The 25,751-nt window shown below is 42.6% G+C and carries 25 protein-coding genes; 6 read left to right on the top strand and 19 right to left on the bottom strand.

Going from position 1 to position 25,751, the window contains the following annotated elements:
- Window positions 1–10: 10 nt before the first annotated feature.
- Complete coding sequence (locus tag ACIRUQ_RS00435; protein WP_021739314.1) at window positions 11–718, bottom strand: response regulator transcription factor; 708 nt, start codon at window positions 716–718, stop codon at window positions 11–13.
- A 267-nt stretch (window positions 719–985) separates the two neighbouring features.
- Between ACIRUQ_RS00435 and ACIRUQ_RS00430 the strand changes: the two genes are divergently transcribed.
- Window positions 986–2,248: a glycosyltransferase family 2 protein gene (locus tag ACIRUQ_RS00430; RefSeq protein WP_055290176.1), complete on the top strand. Its 1,263-nt coding sequence runs from the start codon at window positions 986–988 to the stop codon at window positions 2,246–2,248.
- A gap of 431 nt (window positions 2,249–2,679) precedes the next feature.
- On the opposite strand, the gene buk is transcribed toward ACIRUQ_RS00430, so the two are convergent.
- Window positions 2,680–3,750: a butyrate kinase gene (buk, locus tag ACIRUQ_RS00425; RefSeq protein WP_055290177.1), complete on the bottom strand. Its 1,071-nt coding sequence runs from the start codon at window positions 3,748–3,750 to the stop codon at window positions 2,680–2,682.
- A 155-nt stretch (window positions 3,751–3,905) separates the two neighbouring features.
- Window positions 3,906–5,228 carry an MATE family efflux transporter gene (locus ACIRUQ_RS00420; RefSeq protein ID WP_055290178.1) on the bottom strand — a complete coding sequence of 441 codons (1,323 nt, stop codon included), beginning with the start codon at window positions 5,226–5,228 and terminating at the stop codon, window positions 3,906–3,908.
- A gap of 84 nt (window positions 5,229–5,312) precedes the next feature.
- On the opposite strand from ACIRUQ_RS00420, the gene ACIRUQ_RS00415 reads away from it, so the two are divergent.
- Complete coding sequence (locus tag ACIRUQ_RS00415; RefSeq protein ID WP_055290179.1) at window positions 5,313–6,131, top strand: MerR family transcriptional regulator; 819 nt, start codon at window positions 5,313–5,315, stop codon at window positions 6,129–6,131.
- 7 nt (window positions 6,132–6,138) lie between these two features.
- Here the strand turns inward: ACIRUQ_RS00415 and rlmD are convergent, their stop codons facing one another.
- The 3 genes from rlmD to ACIRUQ_RS00400 all read right to left on the bottom strand — a co-directional run bounded on the left by rlmD (window position 6,139) and on the right by ACIRUQ_RS00400 (window position 9,837).
- A complete protein-coding gene (gene rlmD / locus ACIRUQ_RS00410) occupies window positions 6,139–7,515 on the bottom strand; it encodes a 23S rRNA (uracil(1939)-C(5))-methyltransferase RlmD (protein WP_055290180.1) in 1,377 nt (458 codons plus the stop codon).
- 2 nt (window positions 7,516–7,517) lie between these two features.
- A complete protein-coding gene (locus tag ACIRUQ_RS00405; RefSeq protein ID WP_021739320.1) occupies window positions 7,518–8,462 on the bottom strand; it encodes a 3'-5' exoribonuclease YhaM family protein in 945 nt (314 codons plus the stop codon).
- A gap of 73 nt (window positions 8,463–8,535) precedes the next feature.
- Window positions 8,536–9,837, bottom strand: coding sequence for a S1C family serine protease (locus ACIRUQ_RS00400; protein ID WP_404856511.1), 1,302 nt, complete (start codon window positions 9,835–9,837; stop codon window positions 8,536–8,538).
- Window positions 9,838–9,996: 159 nt separating this feature from the next.
- On the opposite strand from ACIRUQ_RS00400, the gene ACIRUQ_RS00395 reads away from it, so the two are divergent.
- The 3 genes from ACIRUQ_RS00395 (at window position 9,997) to ACIRUQ_RS00385 (ending at window position 14,876) form a co-directional block, all read left to right on the top strand.
- Window positions 9,997–12,372: an endonuclease MutS2 gene (locus ACIRUQ_RS00395; protein WP_055290182.1), complete on the top strand. Its 2,376-nt coding sequence runs from the start codon at window positions 9,997–9,999 to the stop codon at window positions 12,370–12,372.
- Between the two features lie 342 nt (window positions 12,373–12,714).
- Entirely contained in the window at window positions 12,715–13,413 is a 699-nt protein-coding gene (locus ACIRUQ_RS00390; RefSeq protein WP_055290183.1) for a response regulator transcription factor, read from the top strand.
- 47 nt (window positions 13,414–13,460) lie between these two features.
- A complete protein-coding gene (locus ACIRUQ_RS00385; RefSeq protein ID WP_404856510.1) occupies window positions 13,461–14,876 on the top strand; it encodes a HAMP domain-containing sensor histidine kinase in 1,416 nt (471 codons plus the stop codon).
- 155 nt (window positions 14,877–15,031) lie between these two features.
- On the opposite strand, the gene ACIRUQ_RS00380 is transcribed toward ACIRUQ_RS00385, so the two are convergent.
- Window positions 15,032–15,592 carry a hypothetical protein gene (locus ACIRUQ_RS00380; RefSeq protein WP_055290185.1) on the bottom strand — a complete coding sequence of 187 codons (561 nt, stop codon included), beginning with the start codon at window positions 15,590–15,592 and terminating at the stop codon, window positions 15,032–15,034.
- A gap of 147 nt (window positions 15,593–15,739) precedes the next feature.
- Window positions 15,740–17,122 (bottom strand): short-chain fatty acid transporter, encoded by a 1,383-nt coding sequence (locus ACIRUQ_RS00375; protein WP_022036677.1) that lies wholly within the window; start codon window positions 17,120–17,122, stop codon window positions 15,740–15,742.
- A gap of 267 nt (window positions 17,123–17,389) precedes the next feature.
- Between ACIRUQ_RS00375 and ACIRUQ_RS00370 the strand changes: the two genes are divergently transcribed.
- Window positions 17,390–18,931: a phosphomannomutase/phosphoglucomutase gene (locus ACIRUQ_RS00370; protein ID WP_172679885.1), complete on the top strand. Its 1,542-nt coding sequence runs from the start codon at window positions 17,390–17,392 to the stop codon at window positions 18,929–18,931.
- A gap of 163 nt (window positions 18,932–19,094) precedes the next feature.
- Here the strand turns inward: ACIRUQ_RS00370 and ACIRUQ_RS00365 are convergent, their stop codons facing one another.
- The 11 genes from ACIRUQ_RS00365 to ACIRUQ_RS00315 all read right to left on the bottom strand — a co-directional run bounded on the left by ACIRUQ_RS00365 (window position 19,095) and on the right by ACIRUQ_RS00315 (window position 25,701).
- Entirely contained in the window at window positions 19,095–19,274 is a 180-nt protein-coding gene (locus ACIRUQ_RS00365; protein ID WP_021739329.1) for a hypothetical protein, read from the bottom strand.
- A gap of 397 nt (window positions 19,275–19,671) precedes the next feature.
- Window positions 19,672–20,196: a bL17 family ribosomal protein gene (locus tag ACIRUQ_RS00360; RefSeq protein WP_022035235.1), complete on the bottom strand. Its 525-nt coding sequence runs from the start codon at window positions 20,194–20,196 to the stop codon at window positions 19,672–19,674.
- A 230-nt stretch (window positions 20,197–20,426) separates the two neighbouring features.
- Entirely contained in the window at window positions 20,427–21,386 is a 960-nt protein-coding gene (locus ACIRUQ_RS00355) for a DNA-directed RNA polymerase subunit alpha (protein ID WP_021739331.1), read from the bottom strand.
- A gap of 128 nt (window positions 21,387–21,514) precedes the next feature.
- Window positions 21,515–22,108 carry a 30S ribosomal protein S4 gene (rpsD, locus tag ACIRUQ_RS00350; RefSeq protein ID WP_021739332.1) on the bottom strand — a complete coding sequence of 198 codons (594 nt, stop codon included), beginning with the start codon at window positions 22,106–22,108 and terminating at the stop codon, window positions 21,515–21,517.
- 19 nt (window positions 22,109–22,127) lie between these two features.
- Window positions 22,128–22,523, bottom strand: coding sequence for a 30S ribosomal protein S11 (rpsK, locus tag ACIRUQ_RS00345; RefSeq protein ID WP_021739333.1), 396 nt, complete (start codon window positions 22,521–22,523; stop codon window positions 22,128–22,130).
- Window positions 22,524–22,608: 85 nt separating this feature from the next.
- On the bottom strand, window positions 22,609–22,977 hold the full coding sequence (gene rpsM, locus ACIRUQ_RS00340; RefSeq protein WP_021739334.1) for a 30S ribosomal protein S13: 369 nt from the start codon (window positions 22,975–22,977) through the stop codon (window positions 22,609–22,611).
- Window positions 22,978–23,336: 359 nt separating this feature from the next.
- Window positions 23,337–23,450 carry a 50S ribosomal protein L36 gene (gene rpmJ, locus ACIRUQ_RS00335; protein WP_003022746.1) on the bottom strand — a complete coding sequence of 38 codons (114 nt, stop codon included), beginning with the start codon at window positions 23,448–23,450 and terminating at the stop codon, window positions 23,337–23,339.
- Between the two features lie 269 nt (window positions 23,451–23,719).
- On the bottom strand, window positions 23,720–23,938 hold the full coding sequence (infA, locus tag ACIRUQ_RS00330; protein WP_021739335.1) for a translation initiation factor IF-1: 219 nt from the start codon (window positions 23,936–23,938) through the stop codon (window positions 23,720–23,722).
- Between the two features lie 51 nt (window positions 23,939–23,989).
- A complete protein-coding gene (locus ACIRUQ_RS00325; protein ID WP_021739336.1) occupies window positions 23,990–24,247 on the bottom strand; it encodes a KOW domain-containing RNA-binding protein in 258 nt (85 codons plus the stop codon).
- A complete protein-coding gene (gene map, locus ACIRUQ_RS00320) occupies window positions 24,238–25,035 on the bottom strand; it encodes a type I methionyl aminopeptidase (protein ID WP_022035234.1) in 798 nt (265 codons plus the stop codon). Before map ends, ACIRUQ_RS00325 begins: the two co-directional genes overlap by 10 nt.
- A gap of 21 nt (window positions 25,036–25,056) precedes the next feature.
- Entirely contained in the window at window positions 25,057–25,701 is a 645-nt protein-coding gene (locus tag ACIRUQ_RS00315; protein ID WP_022035233.1) for an adenylate kinase, read from the bottom strand.
- Between the last annotated feature and the right edge of the window lie 50 nt (window positions 25,702–25,751).

The following is a 25,751-nucleotide window of genomic DNA, read 5'->3' as shown; positions in this document are numbered from 1 at the left end:
ATCTCCTGTTCTACTCGACTTTAATATCCTCCATCTTATAGCCGATTCCCCATACCACTTTCAGATAACGTGGTTCCTTAGGGTTAATTTCGATTTTTTCCCGGATATGCCGGATATGTACCGCCACTGTATTATCCGCATTGATAGCATCTTCATTCCAGATATTTTCATAAATCTGCTCAATAGAAAATACTCTTCCCTTATTTTTTGTCAGGAAAAGAAGGATATTATATTGAATTGGTGTTAATTTTTCTACAACTATGCCATCGACCGTCACCTGTTTCATATCATCATTGATCTCCAGACCACCCGTTTTATAAACATTCGACGTCGGTTCCTGCATCATTGTCCCCAACTTTGTATAACGACGCAGCTGTGATTTCACTCTTGCCACAAGCTCCAGTGAATTAAATGGTTTGGTCACATAATCATCGGCTCCTACATTCAATCCGAAAATCTTATCCGTATCCTCCGTCTTGGCTGAAAGGATTATAATCGGGATATTGGACTCTTCACGAATCTTTAAGGTTGCACGGATACCATCCATACGCGGCATCATCACATCCATGATCAAAAGCTGTATATCATTTTTCCGCATCATCTCGATTGCCTGAATACCATCATATGCTTTTAAGATCCGGTACCCTTCCGGAGCCAAATAGATTTCAATGGCATCTACGATATCTTTGTCATCATCACATACTAAAATATTTATCATAATTTTTCACCTCCCCGCCATTATACTCGATTTGCATGCATTCGAAAAGGAATGTTTCCCGCAATTCCTTTATGCTGACACTTTAACAGACAATTCTTTCCGGAAACCACGCCAAATTCTTAACGATTTATGAAGATAACCAAAAGGATAAAGTCTTTATATTTTCAACAGGGTTTCTTAATGATTTGTTAATGATTGCAATTATAAATCCTAACATTTGCCTGCTATATTAGGTACAACGAAAAAACGTACAGGGAGGAAACAATTATGCTGGTTACTATCACCCGTGTGATCAACTGGTCAATCTTATTTGCATTTATCGCATGTTTTTCTTATCAGATTGTCTACCTGATCGCACCTTATATTAAAAAAGAAAAAACACACAAGCCTTTGCAGATGCACCGTTACGCCGTACTGATTGCAGCAAGAAATGAAGAAAATGTCCTGGGTGGACTGCTTGACAGCATTCGCGCACAGAATTACCCGTCCGAACTGGTGGATATTTACGTCGTTGCGGACAACTGCACCGATACCACTGCTGAAATTGCTTATGCACACGGTGCCTATGTATATGAACGTTTTAACCGGGTCCAGATCGGAAAAGGATATGCCTTAAAGTACCTGCTGGACCAGATTTCCCTCAGTGATAATCTGGAAGATTACGACGGATTTTTTATCTTTGATGCAGATAATCTGCTGGATGAAAATTACATAAAAGAAATGAATATGACCTTCAATGACGGATATGATGCCGTCACCAGCTACCGTAATTCCAAAAACTTTGGTGATAACTGGATTTCCCATGGTTACGGTCTCTGGTTTTTACATGAAGCACAGTTTTTAAACCGCGGCAGAATGCGTATCGGCAACAGCTGTATGGTATCCGGCACCGGCTATATGATTTCCCGTGAACTCATTGAGAAAAATGATGGATGGAACTTCTTCCTGTTAACGGAAGATATTGAATTTACCGCTGACTGCATCGCAAACGGTGTAACGATTGGTTACTGTGAGCGCGCAGAATTCTATGATGAGCAGCCGACCAGACTTTCCGTATCCTGGCATCAGCGTATGCGCTGGGTAAAAGGTTATTTTCAGGTATATAAAAAGTATGGCCGACAGTTATTATCAAAGGTCGGCAAAAAAGGAGGCTTCTCCTGTTTTGACATGCTGATGTCCAATTTACCGGCCTTTATTCTGACTATGATAGCTACTTTTGCAGGACTTACCCTGACCATTCTGGCACTTTTAACCGCTCAGGATTTCACATCTGCCCTGCTCTGTGTCGGAAAATTCACGGTCAATACCTCTGCTGCAATGCTGGTACTTGGAATCTATACCACATTAACTGAGTGGAAACATATCCATATGGCATGGTACAGAAAAATCGGCTATATGTTCACATTTCCGATCTATATGCTGACTTATATTCCCATCGCTTTCATGGCAATGTTCAAGAAAGTAGAGTGGAAACCGATTGCGCACGGTTCCAGAGTGACAAAAACTCCGGTTCGCACAATTGCATCCTGATTGGTCACAATTCCCGGCAAGAAAGCGTGCCGCAATAAAAGAAGCCGCCGTGGCAACGGTATTATCTGTACTAATCAGATAACTACCATGCCACTGCGGCTCTATATACTTCAAGTCGAACACACGTGAGACTTGGTGCGTGATTCTGGTCAGCGAAAGCTGACATATTCTTCTCAGAATCACTGCACATCCTCGCGGAGCGTTTATCTCAGTCGGAGATTGAACTCCCACTGAGAAAGATTTGTTATTACGCACCACTTGCAGAAGTGGGAGTCTCAACTCAGACTGAGATAATACTCCCTTTTATTTACCTGAAAATGCAATCCATTTCCCGGTAAATAAAGCGGACATTCGCAATCCGCTTTCGCTACTTGCTCATGAACGTAGTCGCTTTGCGACCTGCGTTCAAATATGATATATGCAGACTATGATTACTCCGTTTTTACAAACTCATGTGCTTCTTCCTGTCCACGCAGCACACGAAGTCCGCCAAGTGCCAGAGATTCCATCTCGTTCTCGCCCGGATATACGATCACCGGTGCAATCCACTCTGCATTTTTCTTTACTTCACTTGTGAAATACTCAGAATAAGCAATTCCGCCTGTCAGGATGATTGCTTCCACATCACCTGCGACAGTGGCAGCTTCCTCACCGATCTTGCGGGCTACGTTTAATGCCATCGCATCATAGATCAGTTTTGCATGCTCATCACCATTCTCGATCATTTTCTCTACTTCACGACTGTCGTTAACACCAAGATGTGCTACAAGACCGCCACGGCTCTTCATTTTCTTGAGCATCTCTTTTGCAGTCATGCCACTCTGGCCGAAATATTTGATCAGATCCTGAGATGGAAGACCCCCTGCACGCTCCGGAGCAAATGGACCATCCTCATCATTGATAATATCGGCCACTTTTCCACCATACTGCAATGTTATAGAAATGCCACCACCGAGATGTACCACGATCAGCTTGCAGTCTTTATACTCTTTTCCATGCTCGCGGGCATATTTCATAGCTGCCGCTCTTGTATTCAGGTTGTGTCCGATTCCCTTTCTGCTGAGTTCTTTCAAACCTGTGATCTTCAAAATCGGCATCATCTCATCAACGGTTACCCCATCATAAATGAAAGCCGGAATTCCCAGTGGTTTTGCGATTGCATCTGCAATAATAGCACCAAGGTTAGAAGCATGCTCCATCGCCGGTTTATTTTTCAGCTGCCATACCATATCGTCGTTTACACGGTAAGCACCTGCCTGAAGAGGCGGAAGTAAACCACCACGGGCAACGATTCCGGTCAGTTCCTCCAGTTTTACATTTTTCTCTTTCAGAACTTCCATGATCATATCTTTACGGAACTCATACTGATCAACGATCAGGTCATATTTTGCGATCTCATCTGCGGAATGGGAAATGCTCTCCACAAAAATCTGCTTCTCATCCTCATAATAAGCAATTTTGGTAGAAGTAGAACCCGGATTTAAAATTAATAATTTCTCCATTATCGTAATCCTCCTGCTTTTTTATTTTGTACTCTTATATGTCTTATATTACCATGCATCATATATCTTGCACAATATTTTTTTGAAGATTTTAAATTTCTTTTTTATGTACACGATAAGAAAAACTTATCAAAACAAAAAATCTTATCGAATACCTATTTTTCCTTCATGAAATGCTTTCCGTATATCCGATACAGGTAAATTGCAATGAAAATTGTCACAGCTTCCGACATCGGCATTGTCAGCCAGACACCGGACACACCGATCAGTTTTGGAAGAACCAGTATAAATATAACGACAAGGAACAACGAACGCAGCAATGAGATCACTGCCGAAATAAATCCATTTCCCAATGCAGTAAAATATCCGGAAAGAAATACATTCAGACCGATAAACACAAAAACCGTACTGAACAGCTTCAACCCATCCCAGGTCAGTGAGAACACATTTCCATCCCCGACAAATAAGTGAATGATATCTTTTCCATAAATGTAAGATACTGCCAGGATCAACACGGAGCTGATGGCAATCGTAATAAAACTGTAGCGCGTTGTTTCTTTAATTTTCCCGTAATTTTGAGCTCCATAATTGTAGCTGACGACCGGAGCTGTTGCAACGGCAATTCCCATATAAAAGGAAATAAAGAAATAATAAATGTACATGATGATCGTCACAGCCGCAACTCCGTCTTCCCCAAAGTATTTCATAATAATAATGTTAAATAAAAATGTAGTGATACCGGTAGACAATTCCGTCAGCATTTCACTGCTTCCGTTCGTGCAAGATTTCAAAAGAACTTTCCAATTTACGTTCGGCTTACAGAACCTGATCTGACTGTACTTCAGAAAATAAAGCAAACCAATTATCATGCTGACTGTAATGGAAAGAAATGTTCCCCACGCAGCTCCAAACGTCCCCATACGAAATACAACTACGAAAATATAGTCGAAAACAACATTCAGAGTAAGACCTGCCAAGGACATTACCATTCCAATCTGTGATCTCCCGTCTGTCCTCACAAGATATTCGAAAAACAGCTTAAATGACATCGGAACGGCTCCTAAAAATATCACAAATGCGTACGGAATTACATGTTCCATCAAACGTTCACTGCTTCCTAAGAAGATACAGATCGGTTTCAAAAACAGGATACCGCCGATTGTAAATACAAGGGAAAGTATGAGCAGTACAATCGCGATAAAAGTGAAAATCTCATTTGCCTCCTGCTCCCGTTTTTGCCCCATCTTCTCACCTATGATGGCGGCGGATCCCGTTGCAAACATGACTGCCGTTCCAAAAATAATACAGGTGATCGGAATCACAATATTAATCCCTGCGAGTGCATCCGAGCCGGCATAACGGGATACAAAAAATCCATCTATTGTTGTGTAAAAAGACAAAAAGATCATGGTCAGCACTGACGGGACAAGATATTTTAAAAATTGTGGATAAGACATTTTTTCTTCAAAACATTTCATTTCTATACGCCTCCTACTTGCTAATTTCTTTCTATGAATATACAATAAAGGATATAGTAACTATAGTGTCAAGACGAGGTTTATATGAAAGATATGTTTTCCATCGGTGAGCTTGCAAGATATCAGAATATCTCAAAGCAGACACTGATTTTCTATGATAAGATCGGACTGTTTCGTCCGGCATATGTGGATCCGGATAATAAATATCGCTATTATAAAGCGAGTCAGATCGACTATCTGGATACAATTTTAATTATGAAGGAAATGGGATTTTCACTTGGAGAGATCCAGGAACATATGAAAACGTATACGATCAATACGTCATTGATCGCATTGAGAAAACAATTGACCGTACTCGATCAGCAAATCAAACATTTACAATTGGTTCGAAATCGTCTTGCTCACAGATGCGAGCAAATGGAAACTGTAAAAGAAGTGCGCGACCGAAACCAGGAGGTTACGATCAAAGAGATAAATCGCAACTACCTTCTCTATGCGGAAGTAGATGCGCCACACTCTTTCAGCGAAATAAGCATCGCTACAAAGAAGTGCTTTTCTCAGGCGCTCAAAGATGCCCTTCCGATATTTTTTCAGACGGGCGTAATTGTTCCATATAAGCACATTTTAGAAGGCCGATATACCGAAGCAAACATTGCTTTTCTGCCAATTGAAAAGACAAAAAATGTGAAAAATATTATGATACTCCCAAAAGGACGTGCCGTAAGTATCTATCATTACGGCACGTATCAGTCTGTGGACTATTCTTATAAAAAACTGTTGGACTATTGCAAAGAACAGAATCTTAACATTATTTCCGACTCCTATGAATTTTGCATCAATGATTACATCTCCTCCGGAGATGAACGTGAGTATATTACAGAAATCTTTTTTTACGTGCGATAAGGAATTTCTACATGTTCACCCGATGCAGACAACACACCGCTTCTGTATGCACGGTATGGCAAAACTGATCCACCGCTCGTACACGTTTCAGTTCATACCCTTGCTCACACAGTATCTTCAGATCCCGGGCCAGCGTCGCGGAATCACAACTGACATAGACCACCCGGTCCGGTGCCATCTTCACAATAGTATCCAGTAATTTTTCATCGCATCCTTTTCTCGGCGGATCCACCACAATAACATCCGCATACGCCTTCCGTCCTGCTGCCGCTTCTTTTTCATAAAACTCCGGCAGCACTTCCTCTGATTTTCCGACGAAAAATTCTGCATTTTCGATGCCATTCTTTACAGCATTGCGCTTCGCATTTTCAATGGCCTGTGGAATAATCTCCACGCCATACACCTGTTTCGCTTTCTGAGCCAGGAACAGGGAGATTGTTCCGATACCGCAATACAGATCCCACACAGTCTCTTCCCCGTGCAGATCTGCATATTCCAGTGCCAGTCCGTACAACTTCTCCGTCTGCACCGGATTGACCTGATAAAAGGATACTGGTGAAATTTCATAAGAAATATCTCCAATCTGATCTGTGATATATTCCTGCCCCCAGAGCACGATGGTCCTGTGACCCAGAATCACATTGGTGCGCCCGGTATTGCAATTAAGGGAAATACTTGTCATACCATCAATTTTTCGCAATGCTTCCACCAGTTTTTCCCCGTGTGGCAGACTTTTTCCATTAATGATCAGGCAAACCATCTTTTCCTGACTGGAAAATCCACATCGGATCAGTACATGGCGCACCAGTCCTTTTCCGGTTTTCTCATCGTATGCGGAAATATGATATTTTTCCATAAAATCAATGACAATATCCAGAATTTCCCTGTTTACCGGAAGCCCGAGCGCACAGTCGCGATTTGGAATAATCGTATGCGTTCTTCCTGCATAAAAGCCGGTAACAATATGACCTTCTTTATCCGTTCCCACCGGAAATTGTGCTTTGTTTCGATAATGATACGGCTCATCCATACCAACGATCGGTTCCATCGGAATTTTCGTAAATCCACCGATGCGTTCCAGATTATTACGCACCTTATTTTCTTTGAATTCTAACTGTTTTTCGTAAGACAATGCTTGAATCTGACACCCGCCACACTGTCTGTAATACGGACAATTCGGTTCCACACGATCCGCCGATGCCTCCAACAGTTCCATCAGCCTGGCATAGCCATACGTCTTTTTTAACTTGATAATCTTCGCCCGCACCACATCACCGATAACAGCATCTTTGACAAAAAAAGTCATGCCGTCCGATTTTCCGATACCGGCACCGTCCACACCCATATCTTCTATTTTCAAAATCAATTCATCATTCTTCTGCATAATTACTTACCTGTTCTTCTGATGTTGGAATCCAGGAAGCGGTTGAAGCCCTGCCACTCCAGGCTGTTCTCCGGAATGTTGGAAAGTGCTTCCCGCATAGTTTCCAGTTTTGCATCGGAATTATCCGCAAAACTCAGTGCGATAGCCTCTGCCAAAGCCGGTTTTTTCGGTGAACCATATTCCAGTTCCCCATGATGCGCCAGGATACAATGTATCAGCTCAGATGCTGTCCGCTTGGGGAAACCTGCAATCTGATCGATATGTTTCTGAACTTCCATTGCTCCGATCATAATATGACCAAGTAACTGTCCGTCATCCGTGTAATCATTTGCTGGGAAAGTGGACAGTTCGGATAATTTTCCAACGTCATGGAACATGGCTGCGGTCAGCAGCAGATCACGGTTCAGCATAGGATACAGATTGCAGAAAAAATCACAGATCTGTGTCACATGCAATGTATGCTCCAACAGTCCGCCTACGAATCCATGGTGCACACTTTTTGCCGCGGAATGGAACTGAAAACGTTTTGCAAAGTCCGCATCCTTGAAAAATGATTCTGCCAGCTGCTTGAGATATGGATGTTTCATCTGATCGATATATGCCAAAAGTTTCTGATACATCTCCTCAATGTTGTACTCGCTGACCGGCAGATAATCTGCCGGATTCACATCACTTTCTGCCATTTTTTTTACTCGTTTCACATTCAGCTGCAGAGAACCCTGAAAACTGGTCACGTCGCCCATGACATAAATATAATCCAAAGAATCAAACTCCTCGATACCATTAGAAGATACATCCCAGATTTTTGCGTCCAGTGTACCTGTTTTATCCTGAAGTGTCAGCGAATCATACGGCTTTCCTGCTTTTGTCATAGCAGTCTGTTTGTGTCTGCACAAATATACCTCACTGATTCTCTCGCCTTCACGTAATGTTTCAATAAATCTCATTTTCCTCACAATCCCCACTATGGGTATCCTTTCTAACTAAAATCTATACGATTGCTATTTACTATTCCGTCTGCTAATTTTCCTGCAGCGTACCAAATACAACTTTGAAACGCAGATCCTGATATTTCCCATCTGCACCCATCCGTTTGACGGTGACGGTACTCTGCTGTCCGTCCTTTGCATTCATAATACAGTCCTCATACTGTTCTGCAGTCAGAATCTCCTTACTGTCAATCTTGGTCAGCACGTCTCCCACCTGAATGCCGGCCTGCATTGCCGGTGAATCAGGAGACACCTGTTTGATATATATGCCCTTCGGAAGTTCATTCGATTTTGCGATCTCCGCTGTCACCGTACAGATTTCCAACCCAAGATAAGCCGGTGATTCTCCGTTTGACATTTTTTCCAAAAGTTTGCTGATCTGAGAAATGCTGATAGCAGTCATCATACTCTGTGCCTCCCGCGTGCTGTAACTTTGCAGCATCAGTCCAACCACTTCACCCTTCAGATTGATCAGCGCACCGCTTCCTGCATCGCTGGCATTGATATCAGTGGAAATCACCTTATAGTTCGCGTCCACGGTGGACACCTCATAACTGCTGGATGTGACATTTCCGGTCAGAATGGAAAATGGTTCCCCCAGCGGACTGCCGATAGCGATCACAATGGTTCCCTGAGACAATGCAGAAAAACTGCTGAGTGTCGCAGCTGCCACCTGATCAGTGGTATCTGCTGACAGCTGCCGTTTTTCCACACACAACATGGCAATCCCTGTATTTTCGTCATAAGCCTGCAGTACCGCGGAAGCGGTATCGTTATTGTAAAAGGTCACCTCTACCTGACTGGCATCTGAGATCACTTTCTTCTCCGTCACCACCAGATACTCATCACCGGTGTCCGCTACAATAATGCCGGTTCCCTGACTCTCTGTTTCATAGGCATTATCAAACCAGTCTGTAGCCTCTCCGATTCCCCGGACTGCTACTACGGATTTATTCGCTTCCCGGCCAATGGCATATAATTTATTCTGCAACACCTGGTAATCCTCCGGTTCCATGAGCTGCGTTTCCGTAATATAGACCGGTGCGTTTTCTTCCGGTGTTTCTTCCGAAATTTCATCCTCTCCGGAAATCACCACAGTATTGTCCTTCCGGTAAAGCAGATTGTCAAATACTGGTCTGAGTGCTGCAAATACCGCTGCTGCCACCACGCCAAACAGAACGGCCAGTAAAATCGTTCCAAACAGCCGTGTACGCAGTTTTTTCCGGTCAATAGGTATTTTCTTAATATGCTCTTTTACAAAATGATATTCTTCCTGTTTCTTTTTATCCACTGCAAAGCACCTCTCCGCACCTGTTTCTTTTGGTAACTTCAAGTCAGATATTTCAAACTCGCCTGCACTTATTATACGTTTTCTGTAATTCTTATGCAACTGAAAAGTTTTAATAGAACTTTCACTTTTCACTTCTTTCATTATGCGTTAAAATGGAACTGTTCCGATACAGGAATATACCGTTATAACATGGAGGAGTTTATGAATCAAAAAGCTTTAAAAGTTTTAGAATATGACAAAATCATTCAGCTGCTTGCAGAGCAGGCGACTTCAGATGCCGGAAAAAAACGATGTCTGGAACTGGTTCCGATGACAGATAAGCAACTGATCACGGATGCGCAGGCTCAGACAGCAGATGCTCTGTCCCGCATTTACCGCAAAGGAAGTATTTCCTTCGGTGGATTAAAAGATCCGGGCTTTCAGATGAAACGACTGGAGATTGGCGGCTGTTTAAATGCAGCAGAACTACTCTCTATCTGTACCTTATTGGAGATCACCAGGCGTGCAAAAGCCTATTCCAGAGAAAACCGCGACGATCTGCCGGCTGACTCCCTGGATGTACTTTTTGCGGGACTGGAACCGCTGACACCGTTGCTTGAGGAAATCCGCCGCTGCATTCTGGCAGAGGATGAGATCAGTGACGATGCCAGCCCGGCACTTCACAGTGTCCGCCGCACCATCCGTAATATTAATGATAAAATCCATGGTGCCATGAATAACCTGTTAAACAGTTCCACCACACGGTCTTATTTGCAGGATGCAGTCATCACCATGCGAAACGGACGTTACTGTCTGCCGGTCAAGGCGGAATACAAAGGACAGGTTCCGGGTATGATCCACGATCAGTCCTCCACCGGTTCCACACTGTTTATCGAACCGATGTCTGTCGTAAAATTAAACAATGACCTGAAAGAGGCATTTTTAAAAGAACAGGAAGCCATTGAAGCAGTTCTGGCAGAACTCAGTAATCTGACTGCACAGTATGCCGCATACCTGTTGGATAATTACCGGATCCTCGCTGACCTTGATTTTATTTTTGCAAAAGCAAACCTGGCAAAAATCCAGAACGGTATGGCACCGATTTTTAATACAGAAGGACGCATCCGCATCCGGCAGGGACGTCACCCACTTCTGGATCCCAAAAAAGTCGTTCCCATTGATGTGCATCTGGGAGATACCTTCCACCTGCTGATCATCACCGGACCGAACACAGGTGGTAAGACGGTCTCCCTGAAAACGGTTGGCCTGTTCACCCTGATGGGACAGGCTGGTCTGCATATTCCGGCAAAAGATCGATCCGAACTGGCTATTTTTGATGATGTCTATGCGGACATCGGTGACGAGCAGAGTATCGAGCAGAGTCTCAGTACCTTCTCCTCCCATATGACCAACATCGTTTCCATTTTGAAACATGCGACGCCTCAGTCCCTGGTGCTCTTCGACGAGCTCTGTGCCGGAACGGATCCGGATGAAGGTGCTGCGCTGGCGATCTCGATCCTGGACCGGCTGCGTCAGGATGGTATCCGTACTATGGCTACTACCCATTACAGTGAAATTAAGCTATATGCCCTTTCCACAACCGGCGTAGAAAATGCCTGCTGCGAATTCAGCGTTCAGACTCTGAGCCCGACTTACCGGCTGCTCATTGGTATTCCCGGAAAAAGTAATGCCTTTGCAATTTCCAGCAAGATCGGTCTTCCGACAGATCTCATTGAAGATGCTAAGACCCGGATCACAAAAGAAAATGAAAACTTTGAGGATGTTATTGCTGATCTGGAACAGAGCCGTCTGACCATAGAGAAAGAGCAGGCAGAAATCAACCGTTATAAAGAAGAAGCTGCTTCCCTAAAGAAACAGTTAGAGGAAAAACAGGAGCGCTTAAACCGCAGCCGCGACCGTGTATTGCAGGAAGCCAACCAACAGGCCGCCGCTATTTTAAAAGAAGCCAAGGATCTGGCTGATGAAACCATCCGCAACTTCCACAAATACGGCAAAACCCATATGGATGCCTCCGCCATGGAAAAGGACCGCGAGAAAATCCGGAAAAAAATGGCAAAAGCCCAATCCAAGTCCTCTATCCAGAAGAAAGAACAGATCAACCATAATGTACCGAAAAAACTGCGTCTCGGAGATTCCGTCAAAATTCTCAGTATGAATCTGAAGGGTACCGTACACACACTTCCGGATGCAAAAGGAAACCTCTTTGTACAGGCCGGCATCCTGCGATACCAGACTAACATCCGTGACCTGATATTGGTAAATGATGATGCTACCCCGGCAGTGCACAACACCAAAACCGGTGCCGGCAAATTAAAGATGTCCAAATCTCTATCTGTCTCACCGGAAATCAATCTGATTGGCAAGACCGTGGACGAAGCACTGATGGAATTGGATAAATATCTGGATGATGCGTATCTCGCTCATCTGAAATCCGTGCGTATCGTACACGGAAAAGGAACCGGTGCTCTGCGCAAAGCTGTGCAGGGACACTTAAAACGCCAAAAATACGTCAAAGCATTCCACCTTGGAGAATTTGGTGAGGGGGATGCCGGTGTAACTATTGCAGAGTTTGAATAATTTCAGAGCCATGAAGATTGCAAGTATAAATACGAATCATGCCCGCATGATTCAAGTCGAACGCACGTGAGACTTGGTGCGTGATTCTGGTCAGCGAAAGCTGACATATTCTTCTCAGAATCACTGCACATCCTCGCGGAGCGTTTATCTCAGTCGGAGATTGAACTCCCACTGAGAAAGATTTGTTATTACTCACCACTTGCAGAAGTGGGAGTCTCAACTCAGACTGAGATGAATATTTATACTTGTAAGACTCTTTTGCGAGAAGCCACATCTCGATATTGTGTAACAATGTCGAGATGGCTCTGAAATTTTTAAGTATACTAAACACAGGAGGCCCCTATGGCAGTCAAACAAAAAATCCTCATCGTCGACGACGATGCCAATATTGCGGAACTGATCTCCCTCTATCTGCTAAAAGAATGCTATGATACAAAGATTGTGGAAGACGGAGAATCTGCCCTGCATGAATTTAAAACTTATCAGCCAAATCTGATTCTGCTTGATCTGATGCTTCCGGGCATCGATGGCTATCAGGTCTGCCGTGAAATCCGTACCCAATCCAACGTGCCTATCATCATGCTTTCCGCCAAAGGGGAAGTCTTTGATAAAGTGCTGGGACTGGAACTTGGTGCAGATGACTACATCATTAAACCATTTGATTCCAAAGAACTGGTCGCCCGGGTAAAAGCAGTGCTACGCCGCTACCAGGCTGTCAAACCAGAAAAAGAAGAACCGGATATCAAATGTGTCGAATACCCGGATCTGATCATCAATCTGACCAACTATTCCGTTATGTATTATGGGCAGATTATTGATATGCCGCCAAAAGAGCTGGAACTGCTGTATTTTCTCGCCTCTTCCCCGAATCAGGTATTCACCCGCGAACAGCTGTTAGACAACATCTGGGGATATGAATATCTGGGCGATACCAGGACGGTGGACGTACATGTCAAACGTCTCCGGGAAAAAATCAAAGATCACGAACATTGGGGGATTACCACTGTCTGGGGCATCGGCTATAAATTCGAACGCCGCTAGCCCCTGACCGGTAGCACTTACATATGAAACATAAGCTATTATTTAAAATGATCGGTTCCTATCTTATTTTTGCTGTGTTGGGATTTATCCTGATCTCGACCTTTACCGCACATTACAATCAGAATTATCTGGAGCAGTATTACGCTGCTGCCTTGCGCCGGGAAAGCAGCCAGATTGCAGATTCTTTCGGAAACAGCTACTATCGATCTGAGTTGACGCTGGAAGAATTTCAAAAACAGATTGCGGCTGTCAGCAGTTATCTGGATGCGGACATCTATATTGTCACCACTGGTGGTCGTGTCCTGATTACTTCTGAACAATATATCCGGCCGTCTGAAACAGAATCCATCAAAGATTTTGATATTCTGGATTTCAGTGGCAGTAATTATTCCATCGGAACTTTTTATGATCACTATGACGATGATGTACTGACGGTCTATACTCCCATTACCCGGAGTTACAAAGTAACCTGCTACGCTATCATCTGTCTTCCGCTGTCGCATATCACTACTTTACAGTATGATCTGCTAAACGGATTTTATCTGTCCTTGATTTTTCTGTTGCTTCTGGCACTGATCATTCTGCTGACATTTATTTTTGCATTCTATCGCCCACTGCAGGTAATCATCCGGGCCGCAAGGAACTATGCCGACGGTAATTTTGACACAGCATTGGAGATGGAACGCCAGGATGAGATCGGCACACTTGCCGATACCCTGCATTTTATGGCATTGGAACTGAATGCTCTGGAAAACGACCAACACAAGTTTGTTTCCAATGTTTCCCATGATTTTCGCTCACCGCTGACTTCCATCAAAGGTTATGCGCAGGCCATGGCCGACGGCACGATTCCACCGGAACTACAGGGAAAATATCTGGATGTTATTATATTCGAATCGGAACGTCTCGAGAAACTGACCCAGAGTCTGCTAGAACTAAACAAATATGGAACTAAGGGAACTTATCTGGATCTCTCTGTTTTTGACCTGAATGCATTGATCAAACGAACGCTTCTGATGTTTGAAGGACGCTGTAAAGAAAAAATGGTTTCCTTCCATCTGATTCTTACCGGAGAGGAACTTTATGTCAAAGCAGATAGTGCTAAAATTGACCAGGTCATGCACAATCTGGTAGATAATGCATTCAAATTCAGCCACAGCAATTCCGAGATTACCATTGAGACAACGCTGCGGAACGGAAAAGTATTTGTCTCAGTCAAAGATCAGGGAATCGGGATTCCAAAGGAAAGTATCGGACGTATCTGGGAACGTTTTTATAAAACGGATGCTTCCCGTGGGAAAGACAAAAAGGGAACCGGTCTTGGGCTGGCCATCGTTAAAGAAATCGTACATGCCCATCATGAAAATATCAATGTCATCAGCACAGAAGGTGTTGGTACAGAATTTATCTTTACGCTGCCTTATATCAACGTGGATACGGATTTTGTCAGCGTAGACAACTAATGAACGCAGTCGCTTTGCGACCTGCGGTAAAGCGGACATTCGCAATCCGCTTTCGCTACTTGCTCATGAACGCAGTCGCTTTGCGACCTGCGTTCAAAAAAAGATGTGCGCTCTGTGTCATCAGAACTCACATCTTTTTATATTTGATGAATTATCTAATCCATCGTTACCATTGCTTTTTCCCGCATGGTGCGTTTTTTCTTTTTCTCTGGTTTTGCAGCTGCCTTACGACTTCCTTTCTTATGATACCTGGAATCAAAAGAAATCTTTTCCAGCTGATATAAAATCCGCTGCTGCCCTTTCTTGGGCTTTGCCATATAGACCACCACAAGGATTGCAAGCAGTACCGTCGCCACAATGGATACCTCAATATCCTGCCGTGCAGTTGCACCAATAATGGCCGCTATACAAAGTGCTGCTCCCATCCCAAGAAATAAATTGGCTGAATGCTTTTTTCCAAACTTTCCTACGATCTTACAGCCCCGCTCATCATCCTCGATCCGGCCATTGAAATAAAGTCCCAGACTCATTCCCTTGATCTCGAATTCCTTATGATGACAGATTGTAAAATCCCTGTCATTTTTAAAATGCCCCCAGTAACAGTTTTGCTGCTGGTAGGCCCGCATATTCTGTTTGGTATCTTCCACCACTTTATCCTCCCAGGATTTTTTCCACTCCTGCGGAGTAAGGTGGCTGACAATCGTTACATTTTCCATACGTTTAAAAACAATCTTTCTAAATTTTTTTACATATTCAATTTTTCTAATCTACATTTAATTGTAGAACTATTTGTAAAACGGACATTCACAATCCGTTTTCGCTACATTCTGTGGTTATTGGTTTTACATTAATTACGTTCTATTTTATGCCAGCAACGGTACCAGGAACAGGAAACCAAGTGCTGTCACAATACCGGATGCAATCAATACAATCGCACAGTAACCCATGATATCTCTTGCTCCCAGGCCAGCGATACCAAGTGCCGGAAGCGCCCAGAACGGCTGCAGCATATTTGTCCATGCATCACCCCAGGCGATACCCATAGCAGTAACTGCCGGTGTAACACCAAGCTCCAGACCGGCAGGCATCATGATCGGACCCTGAACAGCCCACTGTCCACCGCCTGACGGCACGAAGAAGTTTACAATACCAGCTGCCAGATAGCACAGTACCGGGAACGTACGTGGTGTAGAAATATTTACAAATGCTGTACTGATAGCAGATGCAAGAGATACACCATTGGAACCTACCGTAACCATCATACCCTGGATACCAGCGTAGAATGGGAACTGTAAAATGATTCCTCCTGCACTTTCTGCAGACTCTGTAATCGCTCTGACATAACTGATCGGCGTCTTATGGAACGCAATACCAAGGATCAGGAAGATCAGATTTACGATATTCAGTGATAACGCATTCAGAATAGAACCTGCATTTACAAAATAATAAATCAGATAAATTGCACCGATGACTACAACGATATAAGAAAGAACCATACTGTTCTCCAGTTTTTCAGCCGGAGTCTGATCTTTTCTTGCTTTTACTTCTGTGTTATCCGGTGCATCCTCTAATAATTTCGGATCAATAGATACAACATCCTTTGGATCCGGATGCATTTTTGCATTTACAAAAGCAACGACTACAACCACTGCCAGAACCATGATCAGGTTCCATGCTGAGAAGATTGTCTGAGAGGTCGGTACGATTTCCGTAACAGCCCCAGCAGTGTTATCTACAACACCATCTGCGTTTAATGCTGTCATGCCAAGCGGAATAGATCCGGAAATACCTGCATGCCAGATAACGAATCCGGAATATGCAGCTGCAATAATCAGACGATAATCAAGTCCTTTGATCTTCTTTGCAACTTCTTTTGCAAGTAATGCACCGATGATCAGACCGAATCCCCAGTTGATAAAGCAGCAGATTGCGGAAATCACTGTAACAAAAGCCACCGCTCCTACCGGTTTTTTCGGTACTCCTGCGAGTTTGACAATAAGTTTCTTGATGGCTGGTGCATTCGCCAATGCACTACCAAGTACCAGTACAAGAGCCATCTGCATTGAGAATGCTAACAGACCCCATACACCGGAACCCCAGGCATTTGCCACCTCGATTGGGTTCATGCCGGCTACCGGCATTGCAGCGATAAATACGACGATTGTCAGAATAATACAGAAGACAAATGCGTCAGGCAGAAATCTCTGCACAAGTTTTACACAGCCATTTGTGAATTTTTTAAACATTTTCCCCACTCCTTTCAATTCACCTAACCACAAAGTATAGTATACTACTTTTTTACTCAGTTACCAATAGGTGTCTGTAATTTTTTTATAAATTATTTATAGATTTTTATTATATATTACATAATTTTCCATCTTTCTTTCTATTTTTTGCCAAATCAGGCTTTTCTTTCCTCAGACTTGTATTCATACTGTTTCTGAATTATAATTTACTGGAACTAATATGTACGGAATCTATCCGTATGACAATGTAAAAGGAGTAGCAAATCTATGTCTATTACAAAATCAGAATTAATGAAACTACAAAACGGCAGCGACGTCCGTGGTATTGCCTGCGAAGGAATTGAAGGAGAACATGTCACCCTGACTTCAGAAGCAGCATATCTCATCGGACGTGCCTTTGCCATCTGGCTGTTAAAGAAAAAAAATATTGCCCCGGAAGAATGTATTGTAGGTGTCGGCACTGATTCTCGAATCACCGGTCCTGAAATTAAAAAACAGGCAATCCGCGGCATGCTTGACGAAGGCATCTATGTGTCTGACTGCGGCATGGCCTCCACACCTGCCATGTTTATGTCTATTGTTTATCCGGAAACCAGATATGACGGAGCCTGCATGATCACAGCAAGTCATCTGCCATTTAACCGGAACGGTCTGAAATTTTTTGATCACGAAGGCGGTCTGGAACATGATGATATCACAGCAATTCTTGAAATTGCATCCACACTCTCTGACAGCATGGATCCTTCTGTACTGGAGGAGCCTCTGCCAACGGATAACAACCGTTTTACAGAATTTGAACTGATTTCCTTATACAGTGCAAATCTTTGCATGAAGATCTGTGATGGTGTAAATGCAGATAATTATGATGCGCCACTGAAAAATTTGAAAATTGTTGTAGATGCCGGAAATGGTGCCGGTGGTTTTTTTGTTAAAGAAGTACTGGATGAACTTGGTGCAGATACAACCGGAAGTAACTTCCTGGAGCCTGACGGTACATTCCCGAACCATATTCCAAACCCGGAAAACAAAGATGCCATGAAGGCAATCTGTGATGCAACAGTCGCTGCAGGTGCTGATCTGGGTCTGATCTTTGATACCGATGTAGACCGTATGTCTGCTGTCTTATCTGACGGTACACCGATCAACCGCGATTCCATCATTGCAATGATAGCAGCCATCCTGGCACCGGACTACCCCGGAAGTACCATCATTACAGATTCTGTTACTTCCGATCGTCTTACCGATTTTCTCGAAAACGATCTTGGGCTGAAGCATCTGTGCTATATGCGTGGCTATAAAAACGTCATCAACAAATGTAAAGAATTGAATGCCGAAGGCATCGTAAGCCCGCTGGCTATGGAAACTTCCGGACATGGTTGTCTCAAAGAAAATTATTATCTGGATGACGGCGCTTATCTGGCTGTTAAACTTGTTATCGCCGTTGCAAAAGCAAAACGTGAAGGCAAAACCATTGATCACTTCATTGCGAACCTCTGCACAGAATATGCAGATCGTGAAGTACGTTTCCCGATTCTGACCGATGATTTCCACGCCTATGGTACATCTGTACTGGAAACGTTCAAAAAGAGAGCCCTTCAGTCCGGTTTTGAGCTTCCAAAATCCTATGAAGGTATCCGTATTCGCTTTAGCGGTGTCTGCACCGGCTGGATGCTGTTGAGAGCGTCTCTGCATGATCCGGTAATGGTTCTAAACCTGGAGGGACATACACCAAGAGATCTTGAAATTATCACGGGAATCGCTCAGAGTCTTGTAGAAGGATTCGACAAACTGGATTTATCTGCATTGTAATAAGCACAAAAAAAGAAGCGGTCTTGCCGCTTCTTTTTTGTGCTTATACTTCGGACAAAGTATATAAAGAGTTAGGTTTTTCTCCCTGTGGCTTCCCTTCCACACGGATAAAGGTTTGGTATTTATGTTGGTATTTGAAAATTACTGATTTAGCAGCTACATACTAGCGATATGAAGTAGCATCAAAAGTTACATCTGTTGCTGTATAAATGGAAGCAACGGTTCCACAGTGTGGGCAACGCTGACCATAACTTTTTGTAAGGTGTCCACATAAGTTGCAACGATATTTGCTGTCTGCACCTACACCTGCAAATAATGATTTTTTGTTTTCTACATTTCTCATATGACTTCCCTCCAATTCTTCTTTTCAATTATTTTTCCCTGTTAATTATTTTGTACTTTCTCAAGTACATGCTTATAATATAACATATTTTTGCATCTTTCCAATAGAAAAATCATGCTTTTTAATAATATAAACTTATTAATGTGCGTTTTGTTAAGATATTACCGACTGGAAATGTGTAATGCGCATACTTTATCGAAGTATTTGAAAAGGCTTTCGTTGCATCTGCACAAGTATTATGGTTCATCAATCATTTTTAAACTATGATACTTGTGCAAATTATCCTGATAGCAATCTTTTTGCAAGTTATCCTGATTGGTCTGTTTTTTCAATAATCAAAAAAGAAGTCATACGAAAATTTCTTTTCGTATGACTTCATGAAGTACCTCTTTAAATCTTATACTAACTCAAGAACAACTTCCATTGCTCCGTCACCTTTACGAAGACCGATTTTAACGATTCTTGTATATCCACCGTTACGACCTTTGTATTTTGGTGCGATCTCTGTAAATAATTTATCTACTAAATCAACTTTCTGAGTATCTTTCTTTTTAGCACCTGTCTCTGTTACAGGGTAAAGAACTTTCAGCATCTCTCTTCTTGCATGAAGACGGGATGGCATATCTTTCTTGATTGTTTTCTCTACTTCATCATAAACAGTAACTTTTTTACCATCTACAACTTCTTTTACTCTCTTGCCTTCGCTGTCTTTACGAGCAACTTTTGCTTTAACTGTAACTTCTTCAAAGTTATCGCACTCTTTTACAGCAGCTGCGATCAGGCCTTCAGCGACTTTACGAACTTCTTTTGCTCTAGCCTCTGTTGTAATAATTCTTCCGTTGTGAAGTAATGCAGTTACCTGACTTCTGATCAATGCTTTTCTCTGGGAAGATGTTCTTCCTAATTTACGATATTTTGCCATTTTAATAGCCCTCCATTATTGTGGTTCATCCGGCAACGCACTTTGGTCTTAGATACCGAATGTGATGCGGGGAGACGTTTCGCCTGCCCTGTTGATATTCCTCCACTCATGAATGACGACAGATTAACGCACGTCGGTCTTATATCCTCTGCCGATTAATGAGTTATATTTAAGAAAGTGTAAAATCACACCATCTCAAAATCAAAATGATTTCCGATCAATTAAAAGAATTACTCTTCGCCCTGATTAAGCTGTAAGCCTAACTCTTTTAATTTTGCCAGTACTTCTTCTAAAGACTTGCGTCCAAGATTACGAACTTTCATCATGTCTTCCGGTGTTCTGTTTGTCAACTCTTCTACTGTATTGATTCCTGCTCTCTTCAGGCAGTTGTAAGAACGAACGGATAATTCAAGTTCATCGATATTCATTTCCAGAACTTTCTCTTTTGCGTTGTCTTCTTTCTCAATCATAACCTCTGCTGTCTTAGCGTTCTCAGACAGGTCAATGAAGAGATTCAGATGCTCGCTTAATACTTTTGCTGCAAGGCTGACAGCCTCATCCGGCTCAAGTGTTCCGTTTGTATGAACATCTAATGTAAGTTTATCGTAGTCAGTAATCTGACCTACTCGTGTATTCTGAATCGTCAGATTTACACGGTCAACCGGTGTATAAATAGCATCTACCGCGATCACGCCAATCGGTGTATCTTCGCTCTTATTTTTATCAGAACTTACATAACCACGACCTTTTGTAATTGTGAGTTCCATGTATAACTTGGAATCTACGCCACCGTTTAAGTGAGCGATTACAAGATCCGGGTTCATGATCTGGATGTCCGGATCAACCTGGATATCAGCTGCGGTAACAACGCCTTCACCTTCAAATTCAATGTAAGCAACTTTAGATTCATTTGTCGGACTGGTATTCTTTAAAGCCAAATTCTTGATGTTCATGATGATTTCAGTAACATCCTCTTTAACACCCGGGATTGAACTGAACTCATGTAAAACACCATCAATCTTTACCTGACTAACTGCTGCTCCCGGCAATGAAGAAAGCATGATTCTTCTCAGGGAATTACCAAGAGTAATGCCGTAACCTCTTTCGAGCGGCTCTACGACAAATTTGCCATACTTTTTGTCTTCTGAAATTTCAGCAATCTCAATTTTTGGTTTTTCGAAATCGAACACTGTGACGTCCCTCCTTAAATTTTATAAAATCAGTGCTTCTTTTTTAAGACACAAAAATCATCCGCCTGCATGATGCCATGAAGCGTCTGATTTTTGTGCAAATTCGGCACTGCTCGTTGCCTACATGATTATTTAGAATATAACTCGACGATAAGCATCTCGTCTACCGGTACGTCGATCATCTCGCGTGTCGGTAACTCTTTTACTTCGCCTTTCAGATTCTCCTGATCAACATCAAGCCATTCCGGAACAAGACGACCTGCTGTTACCTCAAGAATATCTTTATATCTCTGAGAGCTCTTAGCGTTCTCTTTGATTTCGATTGTGTCACCAGCTTTTACTAAGTAAGACGGGATATTTACACATTTGCCGTTTACTAATACATGCTTGTGATCAACGATCTGTCTAGCTTCTTTTCTTGTTCTAGCTAATCCAAGACGGAATACTACGTTATCAAGTCTGCTCTCAAGAATTGTCATGAGGTTTGTACCAGTCATGCCTTTCATTCTATCAGCTTTCTCATAGTAGTTGTGGAAAGGTTTCTCCAGAACTCCGTAGATGAATTTTGCTTTCTGTTTTTCTCTTAACTGAAGACCATACTCAGAAATCTTCTTGTTTGCTCTTTTTGACTGTCTATTTGATTTTTTATCAATTCCTAAATAAATCGGATCCATACCAAGGGATCTGCATCTTTTAAGAACAGGTACTCTATTTACTGCCATCTCAGACTACACCTCCTAATTAGACTCTTCTACGTTTTGGCGGACGACAACCGTTGTGAGGTACCGGAGTAACGTCTGTGATACTTGTTACTTCAAGGCCGCTTGCGGAAAGAGCACGGATAGCTGCTTCTCTTCCTGAACCCGGTCCTTTTACGAATACGTCTACTGTTTTAAGACCATGAATGAGCGCTGCTTTTGTAGCAGTCTCAGCTGCCATCTGTGCAGCATAAGGAGTAGATTTTCTTGAACCTCTAAATCCAAGACCACCGGCACTTGCCCATGATAAAGCATTGCCTTCAGCGTCTGTCAATGTAACGATTGTATTATTGAAAGAAGACTGAATATGTGCCTGTCCACGTTCAACGTTTTTCTTTACACGCTTTTTAGTCACTTTCTTTGCAACTTTTTTAGCCATAATTAAACTAACCTACTTTCTACAAATTTTTGTAATCAGTATGCATTGCGGTCTGTCCTATGACATCCCTCTCTATCTCAATGCATTATTTTTTCTTGTTTGCTACTGTTCTCTTCGGACCTTTTCTTGTTCTTGCATTGGTCTTTGTTTTCTGACCACGAACCGGAAGTCCTTTTCTGTGACGGATACCACGATAGCATCCAATCTCCTGAAGTCTCTTGATGTTCATAGCAACTTCTCTTCTTAAGTCACCTTCTACAGTCTGAGACGCATCGATTACTGCACTGATTCTCTTAACATCATCATCTGTTAAGTCTTTGCAGCGGATATTAGGATCAACTTTTGCTTCTGCAAGGATACGATTGGAACTTGCAACGCCAATACCATAAATATAAGTCAAGCCAATCTCTACACGTTTTTCTCTTGGTAAATCTACACCTGCGATACGAGCCATGTGTGTTTACACCTCCATAATGATTTCGTTTTCTTAGTTACATTCTGATACATTTTATGCAGCTCCGGATTACCCGGCCTGAAATGTGTGCACAACCTGCATCAGCTGTTCATTCATGCTTCTATTATTCAGCATAGAAGCATCACAGTGTCATTTTATCTTCCGCCATGAACAGCAAAATTCAGAGGGAATCTTGCTGCAGCCGCACATCCGGAAAATTTCAGGAGACGCTGTAATCCCTTCTGATTCAAACAGATCCTGTTCCAAATTGGTACTCTGTGGCAGAGCGCTCCATGGAGGAACGGATTAGCAGTTTCGCGTTGTCTCCAACCTGCTCTCATCATCTATCTAAAGAATGATTAACCCTGTCTCTGTTTGTGCTTCGGATTTTCACAGATAATTCTGATGCTTCCTTTTCTTTTAATTACTTTGCATTTTTCGCAAATAGGTTTAACTGATGATCTTACCTTCACAGCAAATCCTCCTTTCCTTAAACAAAAACACTCCATACTACAAAGCCTTTTCGTTTTGTGAATAGAAGCCAGGAAATACACATAATATTCCCTTGGTTTTCCAAAAGCGTCGATAGACATTATAGCATGGAGTATTTATGATTGCAACATTTTTTTCTGTTTTTTTTATGTTTTTTAGTTCCACACGCCATTCATCCTTATCCATGCAGATCATGCCTTATGCCTGCATGTTAATTACCTGAATACATATGACGAGTGAACCTGCAAAATTATTTATCTCTCCAGGTAATTCTGCCCTTTGTGAGATCATATGGGGAAAGTGCAACCTTCACCTGATCTCCCGGTAAAATACGGATAAAATTTGTCCGCAGTTTTCCGCTGATATGTGCAAGTACCTGATGACCGTTCTCTAATTCTACCTGAAACATAGCATTCGGAAGTTTCTCAACAACGGTTCCGGTCATTTCAATTACATCTGCTTTAGACATGCATTTGCCTCCTGTTATTTTTATTCTGTTCTGTGTAAATTTAACGTGTTCTTACTTTTCAACATGCTTTTTATACAATTTAATGGCACGTTTTATCACCACATCATCCATTTGGTTCTGCAAAAGTTCTGCCACATCTGCAGGCAATTTTCGAATCGGCTGAATATGTCTCCGGTTTTTCCTCTTTGGCCGTGCAAGCAGCTTCAATTCTCCGTCTGCCACATATACAGCCTCAGCTTCTTCGCCGACAACCACATAATAATGTCCTTTATCATGTCCTGCCAGTGACAATGCCAGTTCTACTCGCATCCCAGTCCTCCGTTCTGCATCAGAACCCGCTCATCCTCTGTCAGTGTCAGAATCTCCGGCTCGCCATCGGTGATCAGAATTGTATTCTCATAATGTGCAGACAGTGAGCCATCCTCTGTGATAACAGTCCAGTCATCATCGGTCCATTCCACATCATAACGGCCTGCATTGACCATTGGCTCAATAGCAAGCGTCATACCCGGACGCAGACGGATACCTCTGCTCTTCTGAATAAAATTCGGAATCTGCGGATCTTCATGCAGCTCACAGCCGACTCCGTGTCCCACCAGATCTCTTACTACACCATATCCAAATTTCTCACAATATGCACCGATGGCATTGGAAATCTGATGGAGATGATTTCCTGCTTTCGCATATTTGATTCCTTCGAAGAAACTTTGTCTGGTGCGCTCGATCAGTAATCTGGCTTCCTCGGAAACTTCACCGATTGCATGAGTTCTTGCTGCATCAGAATGATATCCTTTGTAAATGCATCCCATATCAAGACTTACGATATCACCTTCCTGGATTATTCGTTTGGCAGATGGAATTCCGTGTACCACTTCATTATTGATGGAGACACATACAGATCCCGGGAAACCACCATAATTCTTAAAGTTCGGCACGCATCCATAGCTTCGGATCATATCTTCTGCCAGACTGTCAACCTCCAGTGTAGACATACCAGCCTTCAGCTCTTTACCAAGATCCTGATGAATCTTGGCAATAATGTGGCAAGACTTGCGGATCAATTCTATTTCACGTTCAGATTTAATCGTTACTGACATCTTATCCTCCATTCTGGAGCTTTATGCTTCTATCATTTTTACAATTTCATCGAAAACAGTTTCCATCGGCAGGGTACCATCTACTGTTTTCAGAATTCCCTGATCGGCATAATAGTCGATCAGCGGTTTTGTCTGTGCATGGTATACATCCAGACGTTTTTTTACCGTCTCCGGTTTATCATCATCACGAAGAACTACCGGTTCACCGCAACGATCACAAATTCCGGGGGTCTTCGTTGGAATATTGACAATATGATATGTTGCACCACAATTTAAGCATGCTCGTCTGCCGGACATTCTGGAAATAATATTCTCATCCGGAACATCTACATTGACCGCATAGTCCATTTTCTCATTGCGCTCATTTAAGGCTTCTGTCAGACACTCTGCCTGCGGAATGGTTCTTGGAAATCCATCCAGAATAAATCCATTCTTACAGTCCTCCTCAGAAATACGGTCAACTACCAGATCACAGGTCAGTTCATCCGGAACTAACAGTCCCTGATCCATATATGTTTTGGCTTTCTTTCCAAGTTCTGTACCATTTTTGATATTGGCACGGAAAATATCTCCGGTAGAAATATGTGGGATTTCATATTTATCAGATATCTTCTTTGCCTGTGTTCCTTTTCCGGCACCTGGTGCCCCTAACATAATTATTTTCATTTCCTTATTTTCCTCCTCCGACTCTGAGCTCATTCCCTTATTGCTCTCTC

This window comes from Eubacterium ramulus, assembly GCF_045002895.1.
Classification (GTDB): domain Bacteria; phylum Bacillota; class Clostridia; order Lachnospirales; family Lachnospiraceae; genus Eubacterium_I; species Eubacterium_I ramulus.
Note: the sequence above shows the minus strand (reverse complement) of the source record. Positions and strands in the feature narration are given on the sequence as shown.